The following is a 9594-nucleotide window of genomic DNA, read 5'->3' on the forward strand; positions in this document are numbered from 1 at the left end:
GCGCAACCGCTGCGGTTGCAACCCCTGGTTCAGCTTTGACGCGGTGGTGTGTCGCCGTGGCCCGCTTCAGTCTTCACGCTTATTCACGCGCCCGGGCCGTTATCGCCGGCGTTGCGGCGCGCCACAGCCGCGGCGGCCAGTCCGGCCGCTGCCGCAAACAACACGGAAGTCCACGGATGCCGTCTGACATACCGATCGGCGGCGACGGCCGTGCGGCCTGCTTCAACCAGCGTGACCGCGGCGACGCGTGTCGCTTGCGCTTCGGCAAGGACGACAGTGCGGCCGATTTTGACCGCGGTTGCCCGCGCTGAAGTCTTCTTTCGCGGCCCCACTTGCGGTGAAGCTGACGCTGGCGTTGCAACGGCACGCGCCACGGCCGCAGCCGCTCCTGTTGCTCGAGCATGCCCGCCGGCAGGGGTTTCGCGGTTATCCACGCGAGGCACAGCATCGGCCGATACCGTCGATGCCGCCAGCACCGAAGCAAGCATGGCGCGGCTGCCGGGCGGCGAGTTTTCCTGCATGCCCCAGCCGCCGCGCGGATCGTGCATGCGCCCGCGCGCCGCCGAAAACTCCGCGCCGAGCAGCAGTACGGCAGCCGAGAAGTACAGCCACATCAGCAGCACGGCCAGCGAGCCGGCGGCGCCGAACGAGCTCGCCATCCCGGCATGCGCGATATACAGCGCGAACAGTTTCTTGCCCGCCGAGAACAGCACAGCCGCGACGATCCCACCGACGAACGCATCTCGCCACTGCACCTTGGCGTCCGGCAGAAACTTCAGCAGTCCGGCGAAGGCGAAAGCCAGCACCAGCAGGCCGACGCCGAGTTGCAGCAGGTTGCCGATCACCACATAGGGCGAGTTGCCCCACAGCCATTTGCCGATAAATGTGATGACCGTATCGAGCACCAGCGAGACGATCAGCAGGAAGGCGACACCGAGCACGAGGCCGAACGAAATCAGGCGCACCCGCACCATCGCGATCACGCTCGACGAGCGCGGCCCGGTGTACGGCCACACCATATTGAGTGCGCTATTGAGCGACGAGAAAGTCGCCGAGGCGCCGATCGCCAGCATCGAGAACGAAATGATCGCCGCGATGCCGCCAGCGCTGCCGCTGTGATGAGCGTTCTCGACGATGGTTTGCACGCCGGCGGCGGCCTGGTCGCCGAGCAGGCCGTGAATATGGTTGAACAATTCGCCGCGCGCGGCTGCGGCGCCGAAGAACCAGCCCGCCACGGCGATCACCATGACCAGCGTGGGCGCGAGCGAGAAGGCCGCATAGAAGGCGATGCTGGCGGCCATGGCCGCGCAGCGGTCGTCGGCAAACTGTTTGAATGCGCCGATTGCCCAGTTGGCCTGCCTGCGCGCTACAAGCTGGAGGTTCTCGGCGGAGAGCGTGTCGATGTCCATGGTCGTGTTTCTCAAGGGGATACTGGCGCGAGAAGCGCCGCGTGCGTGCCGCTGAGGTGGCCTCAATGCAGCATGTGCAGACTTCGCATCGACGCCTTTCGCAAACCTTGTGCCTGTCACTATAACAAGCGCTTCATGCCGATGCGCGCGATACGCCGCCAGCATGTGTGCCGTTAGAATGCCGCTGGACCTTCACACTTTTATCGCTATGCACTCGCACGAACTCATCAAGCAGCTGGATATCATCCCCGCGGAACAACTGAGCGCGCATTTGCCCGCGCATGTGGTCGAGAATCTGCCGGCCCAGGGCGTGACCGTATTTGCCGTCAGCAACGACGCTTCGGACACCGTCGAATTCAGCGCGCGCTACGGCTTTGGCCTCGCGGACTGCGCCAACACGATCGTGGTCCGCTACAAGAAGGAGGGCGCCGAGCATTACGCGGCACTGGTCTCGCTGGGTTCGCTGCGTCTGGACATCAATGGCGCGGTGAAGGCGGCGCTGGGTGCGCAGCGCCTTTCGTTCGCAAAACGGGAGGCCGCCGTCGAGCATAGCGGGATGGAATTCGGCGGAATTACGGCCTTCGGCTTGCCGGAAGACTGGCGTATTCTCGTCGACGCCGCGGTCATGGAGCGCGCTCAGATTGTGATGGGGGCAGGGGTGCGGGCGGCCAAGTTGCTGTTGGCGCCGGAGGTGCTGAAGCAGTGGCCGCGCTGTGAAGTTGCCTCGCTTGCGTTGCCGGCCGAATGAAACGGTGGGGCGCCCGCCGCCTCGGCAAGCCGGACCGGTCAAGCTCAGCCCCATAGTTCAACGCACGAAGGCATCAAACGAACGGATCAAACAAACGCTGAAGTTTTCCCACACTCCGCCGTTATTCCGAAGATTGACATGAACAGTTACGGTGCCCGCCCGCGCGGCGCCCGACTATAAGTACAAAGGAATACGGAGATGGAACGCTTTCGCCTGAAAGTGCGGCTTTGGCTTGCACTGGCAGTGATGTGCATGGGAATTCTGGCTATCGGCCTGTGGGGCGCGTTCAAAACGCGCGACACGATGATCGCCAATCGGCAGGCCGAGCTGAAAAGCGTGGTGAGCGTGGCCTACAGCGTGCTGGATCGCTATAACGGCCTCGTCGCGGCCGGCACGATGCCGCTCGCCGACGCGCAACGCACGGCCATGGCCGACCTGCGCGCAATGCGCTACGACGGCGCCGGCGGCTACCTCGTCATCGAGGACCCGCACGCAAGAGTGCTGATGCACGGCGTGCGGGCCGATCTCGAAGGCAAGGACATGAGCGGCTTCACGGACCCGCAAGGCCGCCACGTGTTCAAGGACGGCTCGGATCTCGCCCAGCGCGAAGGCGAAGGCTTCATCCACCTGCAGTTCCTGAAGCCGGGCTCCAATAAGATGGCGCCGAAGATCAACTACGTGCGGCTTTACAAGCCATGGGACTGGACGATCGTCACCGGTGTGTTCACTGACGATATCGACGCCGCGTTTTACACCACGCTCGTGCAGTACGTCGGCGCCGCGCTGATTCTGTGTCTGGTGGTGGGTGTCGTGATCGGCGTGATCCTGCGCAGCATCTTGCGGCAGCTCGGCGGCGAACCGGCTTACGCGGCGCAGATCGCTTCCCGTATCGCCGATGGCGACCTCGATGTGGTCGTCGAGACAAAAGCCGGCGACAACGTCAGCCTGCTCGCCGCGATGCAGCGCATGCAGCATCGGCTCGCGCAGGCGATCACGCAGATTCGCAGCGGCGCAACGCTGATTTCGACGGTGTCCAACGAGATCGCCGCCGGCAACGCGGACCTGTCGCGCCGTACGGAACAGCAGGCGACCGCGCTCGGCGAAACCGCTTCCAGCATGGAGCAGATCACCGCGACCGTGAAACAGAACGCAGACAACGCCAAGCAGGCCAGTCAACTGGCGCACAACGCCTCGGAGACGGCGGCGCGCGGCGGTGAAGTGGTCGGCCAGGTGGTCGAGACGATGCGTGGCATCTCGCAGTCGTCGCACCGGATCGGCGACATCATCGGTGTGATCGAGGGGATTGCATTTCAGACCAACATTCTTGCCTTGAACGCGGCCGTCGAAGCGGCGCGCGCCGGTGAGGAAGGGCGCGGCTTTGCGGTGGTGGCGGGCGAAGTGCGCAGTCTCGCGCAGCGCAGCGCGGCGGCGGCCAAAGAGATCAAGACGCTGATCGAAGAATCGGCCGCGCAGATCGAAGGCGGCTCGCAGTACGTGGGCCGGGCCGGTGAAACAATGCAGGAAGTGGTGCATGCGGTGCGGCGCGTGACTGACATCATGGGTGAGATCAGCGCGGCGTCGGTCGAGCAAAGCTCGGGCATCGAGCAGGTCAACATTGCCGTGGCGAGCATGGATCAAACGACCCAGCAGAACGCGGCATTGGTGGAAGAAGCGAGTGCGTCGGCCGATGTGTTGAAAGTGCAGACCGGGCAACTGGCGGCGGCGATTGCCGTGTTTACGCTGCCGGAAGGGGCGTGAACAGCGTGGAGGCACACGCGGCGCCAGGTGGAGACTGAATGAATGTCTTGGCCAAGGTGACACAGTGGCCAGGCGGAATTGTAAAACGGGTGAGTTTTACCGCAGTGTGGTCAATATGACTATGGTGAGGCGAGCCGCGCCGTGTTCGTGGTGCGCGTGACGCCGCCTGATGGAGGCGTCACGCGCGCACGCTCAGATGATCAGACGTGAGACCTTCGTGCCTTCGAGCGACACACCGGCCATCAAGCCGCCGTTCGTCAGCACAAACGCTTCGACCGGGCTGGTGGCGGTCGAGGTATCGACAGCGCCGTTTGCACCGACCTTCAGGACGGCGACCGTTGCATCTGCCCCTGCTGCCCAACCCTGGCTGCTGAGGAATTTGTCCAGCGCTTCCTGCGTCATGAACAGGAACACCAGCGCTTTGGACTGCGCGCCGATCTGCAAACCGAACGAGCCCGCGACGGTGCTGTAGTAGCCGGTAGTGCGGCCACCCACGCGCAACGACCCTTCGCCGTATTGCCCGCCAACCCAGAAGCCCGCGGAAATCACCGACGGGAACACGAGCACGCCGCGCGCCTTGGCGACCAGTTCGCGCGAGCCGGTGACGTTCGCGTAGAGACGCGACAAGGTGGAGTCGACGCCAGCGTTGATCGTGTCGCGCTTGCCGGCGTTCGCCGACTCAGACGCGCTCGAGGATGGCGACGTGGTCGTGCAGCCGGCGAGGCCAAGACCCGCCGTAGCCAAAGCGGCGCTCGAGGTCATGATGAATTGTCGTCTGCGCATGATTGTTCTCCTTGTGCATAGTGAAGATTGCGTTTTCTTGTGTGACAGTGAGTGCCGTGACTTTGGCACATGCGTACGTCGGCAGCCCGTATGTCTGCTAGGCAGCATTTAGCGTGCCTGACGCCGCGGCCTGTCTATAGACAGCTGTCATGCGCTGACGTTCACGGGGGATTCACGGCGTTCAACGCCGTGTCCCCCTTGCTTCCCCACGGTTCCTAGGCCGCCGGACGGATATTCTGATTGTGGCGGAACAGGTTGTGCGGGTCATAGCGGTTCTTCACGTCGACGAGACGCGCGTAATTCGGTCCATACGCGTCGGCTATCCGTCCGCCCTCCTCCTGCGTCATGAAATTGACGTACACGCTGCCTAGCGCGAACGGTGCGGCTGCGTCGAAGAATGCGCGGGCCCAGGCGATGCAGCGCTCGTCATCGCTCGCGTCGTCCCAACGGCCGTGCACGTTCATTGCATATTGCGTGTCGCGGCTCGAATAGGCCGTGGCTTCGACCGGCACCCGGCTCGTCTGCGCACCGATCTGCCCGAAGAAGATTTCGCATTGCGGCGATGGCAGCTTGCCGATCGCATCGAGCAGCGCGTCGATGAGACCGTCCGATATTTTGTCGAGGTTGTGGGACTTCCAGTAGTTACGAGCGCCCGGCGTGAGTAGTGGATCGAACGCCTGTTGCCACATGGCATATGGCATTGGCCCGAGATGTTCGCCGATCGGCGTGCCGAAGCCGCGTACTGCCTCTACCACGGACGGCCCGTTTTCGATCGGGCCTGTGTAGCACATCGCGAATACGATGACCGGTTTGCCGTGCACTTCGGGTGGAAGGAACGGCAGCGGTGGCGCAAGCCGTAGAACGGCCCATACGCTCAGTTCTTCCGGCATCTGCTCTGCAGCCGTGCGGTACTGGAGCAGGGCACTTTTCGCCTGATCGATCGGCAGCACGACGAGGCCGCCGTACACGAGTGGTCCGACCGGATGCAGCGCGAACTCGAAGCGCGTTACGACGCCGAAATTGCCGCCACCACCGCGAATCGCCCAGAACAGATCGTCGTGCGAGTCCGCGCTTGCGTGCAGCAATTCCCCGTCGGCGGTGACCACGTCTGCTGAAATCAGATTGTCGACGGTCATGCCGTATCTGCGGCTCAGCCAGCCGAACCCGCCGCCTAGCGTCAGACCTGCCACGCCGGTGGTCGAGTTGATGCCAAGTGGCGTGGCGAGTCCGAACGCTTGCGCTTCGTGGTCGAAATCGGCGAGCGTGGCACCAGGCTCGACATACGCGCGCTTCGCGACCGGATCGATGACCACGGATTTCATCGGCGACAGATCGATCACGAGGCCGTCGTCGCATAGCGCGGTGCCGGCGATGTTATGGCCGCCGCTATGCACCGCCAGCGGCAGATTGTTGTCGCGCGCGAATGCTACACCGCGGCGCACGTCGGCCACGCCGGCGCAGCGCAGAATCAACGCCGGATGTCGATCGATCATTGCATTCCAGATGCTGCGGGCCTCGTCGAAACCCGCGTCGCCGGGCCGCAACAGTTCGCCTCGGATCGCGGCTTTGAGTTCTTCAGCGGCGCTGCTGGACACGCTTACCATGACACACCTCCAGACATAATGGGAGACGCTCTCGGAACACCATTCAGCTGAACAAAGCAAATTGAAAGCGTCTGGACAGGTTCAGGCTGCGTCCAGTAAACGGCCCTGCTTCGGTAAGTCAAACGAAGGTAAACCCGCGTCCACGATCGATGTCGCGCGAAAGCACGTGCGACAGGTGTCCGTGCGCTGAGGCACGAGTCATGACTGTCGTCGCCGCCGTGTATGGTGGAAATACTTCCGGAAAAGACCGTGAGAGGAAGTGTTGGGTGTGCGCCGTGCTGGTGGCTGCGCGGCGACACTTTTGTGGGCGAAGGGTGGCGTTTTCGTTTGCGTACCGTGGTGACGTGTCGATTTACATGCGGTTTCGCGCGGAGGAATATGCCGTATCGACTCGTTCACGATCAATCGCCCGGGAGGCGTGATGTCCATGCAAGCTCTTGTTCTCAGGCAGCACAATGGCCCGCTCGAACCGACCGAACTACCGCGCCCCGAGCCTGCGCGCGGCGAGGTGCTGGTGCGAATCGCCGCGAGCGGTCTGAATCCACTCGACACAAAAATCCGCGCCGGCGCCGCCGGGCACGCGAAACATCCGTTGCCGGCGGTGTTGGGGATCGACATGGCCGGCGTCGTCGTGGCAGTGGGCGCAGGTGTCGATCGGTTCAAGGCGTGTGATCAGGTGTACGGAATGACGGGTGGCGTGGGTGGCCTGCAAGGATCGCTGGCGCAATACGCATCGGTCGATGCGGATCTGCTGGCCTTGAAACCGTCCAATCTCTCCATGCGCGAAGCCGCTGCGCTACCGCTTGCTTTTATCACGGCGTACTCGGGCATTGTCGATCGTGCGCATCTGCAGGCAGGCCAAACGGTGCTCGTGCATGGTGGGGCGGGTGGTGTCGGATACGTCTGCGTGCAGTTGGCGCTCGCGCTCGATGCGAAGGTCTTTGCGACCGTGAGCGAGCGTGATCGCAGCGTGGTGGAGGCGCTCGGCGCCAGGCCGATCGATTACCGTGCACAGTCGGTCGAGCAATATGTGCAGTCTGCGACGGATGGCGTGGGTTTCGACCTGGTCGTCGATACGGTCGGCGGGACGACGCTTGACGCATCGTTTGCGGCCGTGCGGCATTTCGGCCATGTGGTGAGCGCGCTCGGCTGGGGCACGCATGCGCTAGCGCCGCTGTCGTTTCGTGAAGCGACCTACTCAGGCGTGTTCACGCTGCATGCGTTGCTTTCTGGCAAAGGCCGCGCGCATCACGGCGAGATGCTGCGAGTGGCGGCGCGGCTCGCGGAAGAAAACAGGCTCGCGCCCCGCCTCGACGCGCGGCGCTTTGATCTGGGCAGCGCGCAGCTTGCTTATGAAGCACTGGCCGACGGTAGCGCGCGAGGCAAAGTTGTGGTCGAGGTGAACTGAGCGGAACGTTGCTGCGCGCCTTAGGATTATCCCTTCACGAGGCCGCCGTCCACGATCAGATTTTGCCCCGTGACTGCACGCGCCCACGGCGACAGGAAGAACAGCACGGCGTCGGCGAACTCCTCAGGCGTCGTGACACGCCGCACCGGTGTCGAACTGGCGATCAGGTCGAAGACGAATTCCGGCGTGGCGGCGCTCGCGTCCGTGGTGCGCAGCAGACCACCCGACACCATGTTTACCGTAATGCCATCCGGGCCGAGATCGTGAGCGGCGGTGCGCGTGAGCGACAACAGGGCTGCTTTGGCTGCCGTGTAGTCGTGATAGGGGACCACCGGGTTCTGAAACAGATTGGTGCCGACGTTGACGATGCGGCCGAATCCGCGCGAGCGCATGCCCGCGGCCGCCGCTTGCGTCGTATTGAGCGCGCCCTTGAGTGAGCCGTCCAATTGCTGCTGGAAACGCGCCCAGTCGATTGAGTCGATTTTCGGGCGGGCGTCGCCGTCGAACTGAAAGTCGGCCAACGCGTTGTTGACCACCGACACGATGGGCTGCCCGGTTTGCGCCTGCGCCGTTTCGAACAGGCGCGCGACGGCGGCCGCATCGGTCACGTCCGCCTGGATCGGCAGGACACGATCGCCGAATTCGTCTTTCAGTGCGTGAGCCAGCGTTTCGCTCTTGCGGTAATTCACCACGACGCCCGCGCCTTCGCGTACCAGTGCGCGCGTGATCGCGGCGCCGAGTCCGCGAGCGCCGCCCGTTACCAGTACCCATTGTTCGGATAAAAGCATTTCTCTTCCTGTTGTCGATGAGGTTGCGATCTGCGTATTGTCGCCTGATTCGGTTTTCAGGCTCACTTCTCCGCCGAAACCCCCCGCTCCCGGGTAAATAGGTTGTTTGCGGCTGTTCGAATCATCTGATGAAGCGATCTGGGTCTGAAGTAAAAATAATAGTTTGGACTACATATCTAGAGAAGATAATTTCCGATGCTGTTAAAAACGGTAATTAACGATATTTAACAGTCGTGCAGCGCAATTAATCGGAAACAGGCCAGCAATTTCGCATTGCGTGGGGTAGCGCACGGTCATCGGATGGCGCTCCGCATAACTTCAATGTCCATCGGGCCCCTGCTGTGTTCTTTTCAAGCCTTTGTTCGCGCACAGCTAGTCGCTTCTTCCGGATCACGTCAAATCGGACCGGGATTATCTGCGGATGAGATGCCGGGCGTCGCGCGCTTTTCGTGCGGTGCCTGGCAATGTCGACCGGGCTTTGAAGTTTCATTTTTAACAGCGAACAGAGATTCACTCGTTATCTGAATCTGTCTTTCGATTTATATGGTTAGGAGAATGAAATGAAAAAGCAAAACGGGGACACGCGGACGTTGGGGACAAGCAAAGCGGTATTGGCGGTTGCTGTGAGTCTTTATGCGGCGATGGCGGGTGCTCAAACGAACCCGACTGCACCTGCTGCGCCGTCCGCAAGTTCGGCGAAGCTGATGGTTGCGCAAGCATTGCCGATTGATTGTCCGTTATTCGATACGCTCGGCTGCAAGAAGGACGATGGTGGATTGCGAGCGTTTGGTGGAAGTGGGGTGGCTGCGGCTGCGGGGCTGGGGTCTGCATCGGCGTCGGGCTCGCAGAGCAGCGATGGCAGCGGGACTTCATCGACTGGAGCGGGCGCTAACGGTAGCGGAGGCGGCTCGACGTCCGGCGCGGTGGGACTCGGTGCCGGAAGTGCGGGGAGCGGTAGTGGGGGGAAGGGTGGGACGGGTAGTGGTGGAACAGGCGGTGGTGGGACGGGCGGTGGTGGAACAGGCGGTGGTGGGACGGGCGGTGGTGGAACAGGCGGTGGTGGGACGGGCGGTGGTGGGACGGGCGGTGGTGGGAC

At 62.9% G+C, this 9594-nt stretch carries 8 protein-coding genes; 4 read left to right on the forward strand and 4 right to left on the reverse strand.

Going from position 1 to position 9594, the window contains the following annotated elements; all coding sequences use genetic code 11:
- Positions 1-83: 83 nt before the first annotated feature.
- A complete protein-coding gene (locus tag M0D68_RS32590) occupies positions 84-1409 on the reverse strand; it encodes a YihY/virulence factor BrkB family protein (protein ID WP_266226449.1) in 1326 nt (441 codons plus the stop codon).
- Positions 1410-1617: 208 nt separating this feature from the next.
- Between M0D68_RS32590 and M0D68_RS32595 the strand changes: the two genes are divergently transcribed.
- Entirely contained in the window at positions 1618-2157 is a 540-nt protein-coding gene (locus tag M0D68_RS32595) for a YbaK/EbsC family protein (RefSeq protein WP_266226456.1), read from the forward strand.
- 198 nt (positions 2158-2355) lie between these two features.
- Entirely contained in the window at positions 2356-3915 is a 1560-nt protein-coding gene (locus M0D68_RS32600; protein WP_266226450.1) for a methyl-accepting chemotaxis protein, read from the forward strand.
- 192 nt (positions 3916-4107) lie between these two features.
- Here the strand turns inward: M0D68_RS32600 and M0D68_RS32605 are convergent, their stop codons facing one another.
- Both M0D68_RS32605 and M0D68_RS32610 read right to left on the reverse strand, forming a co-directional pair.
- On the reverse strand, positions 4108-4698 hold the full coding sequence (locus tag M0D68_RS32605; RefSeq protein ID WP_093634838.1) for a YSC84-related protein: 591 nt from the start codon (positions 4696-4698) through the stop codon (positions 4108-4110).
- Positions 4699-4913: 215 nt separating this feature from the next.
- Entirely contained in the window at positions 4914-6302 is a 1389-nt protein-coding gene (locus M0D68_RS32610; protein WP_093634837.1) for an FAD-binding oxidoreductase, read from the reverse strand.
- Positions 6303-6723: 421 nt separating this feature from the next.
- Here M0D68_RS32610 and M0D68_RS32615 point away from each other — a divergent pair, with 421 nt between their 5' ends.
- Complete coding sequence (locus M0D68_RS32615) at positions 6724-7710, forward strand: zinc-dependent alcohol dehydrogenase family protein (protein ID WP_266226451.1); 987 nt, start codon at positions 6724-6726, stop codon at positions 7708-7710.
- 26 nt (positions 7711-7736) lie between these two features.
- Here the strand turns inward: M0D68_RS32615 and M0D68_RS32620 are convergent, their stop codons facing one another.
- The gene (locus tag M0D68_RS32620; RefSeq protein WP_266226452.1) at positions 7737-8498 is read right to left on the reverse strand and encodes a 3-oxoacyl-ACP reductase; all 762 of its coding nucleotides are present in this window, start codon (positions 8496-8498) and stop codon (positions 7737-7739) included.
- Between the two features lie 560 nt (positions 8499-9058).
- Here M0D68_RS32620 and M0D68_RS32625 point away from each other — a divergent pair.
- Positions 9059-9594: hypothetical protein (locus tag M0D68_RS32625; protein ID WP_266226453.1), on the forward strand; the 536-nt coding region annotated here is incomplete at its 3' end.

Source organism: Paraburkholderia sp. SEWSISQ10-3 4 (assembly GCF_030464785.1).
In the GTDB taxonomy this organism is placed as follows: domain Bacteria; phylum Pseudomonadota; class Gammaproteobacteria; order Burkholderiales; family Burkholderiaceae; genus Paraburkholderia; species Paraburkholderia aspalathi.

Bases quoted from the DNA above. Each gene is read 5' to 3' on its own strand.
- M0D68_RS32620 (WP_266226452.1), bottom strand. From the start codon at position 8,498: ATGCTTTTATCCGAACAATGGGTACTGGTAACGGGCGGCGCTCGCGGA.
- M0D68_RS32595 (WP_266226456.1), top strand. From the start codon at position 1,618: ATGCACTCGCACGAACTCATCAAGCAGCTGGATATCATCCCCGCGGAA.
- M0D68_RS32600 (WP_266226450.1), top strand. From the start codon at position 2,356: ATGGAACGCTTTCGCCTGAAAGTGCGGCTTTGGCTTGCACTGGCAGTG.
- M0D68_RS32610 (WP_093634837.1), bottom strand. From the start codon at position 6,302: ATGGTAAGCGTGTCCAGCAGCGCCGCTGAAGAACTCAAAGCCGCGATC.
- M0D68_RS32615 (WP_266226451.1), top strand. From the start codon at position 6,724: ATGTCCATGCAAGCTCTTGTTCTCAGGCAGCACAATGGCCCGCTCGAA.
- M0D68_RS32590 (WP_266226449.1), bottom strand. From the start codon at position 1,409: ATGGACATCGACACGCTCTCCGCCGAGAACCTCCAGCTTGTAGCGCGC.
- M0D68_RS32605 (WP_093634838.1), bottom strand. From the start codon at position 4,698: ATGCGCAGACGACAATTCATCATGACCTCGAGCGCCGCTTTGGCTACG.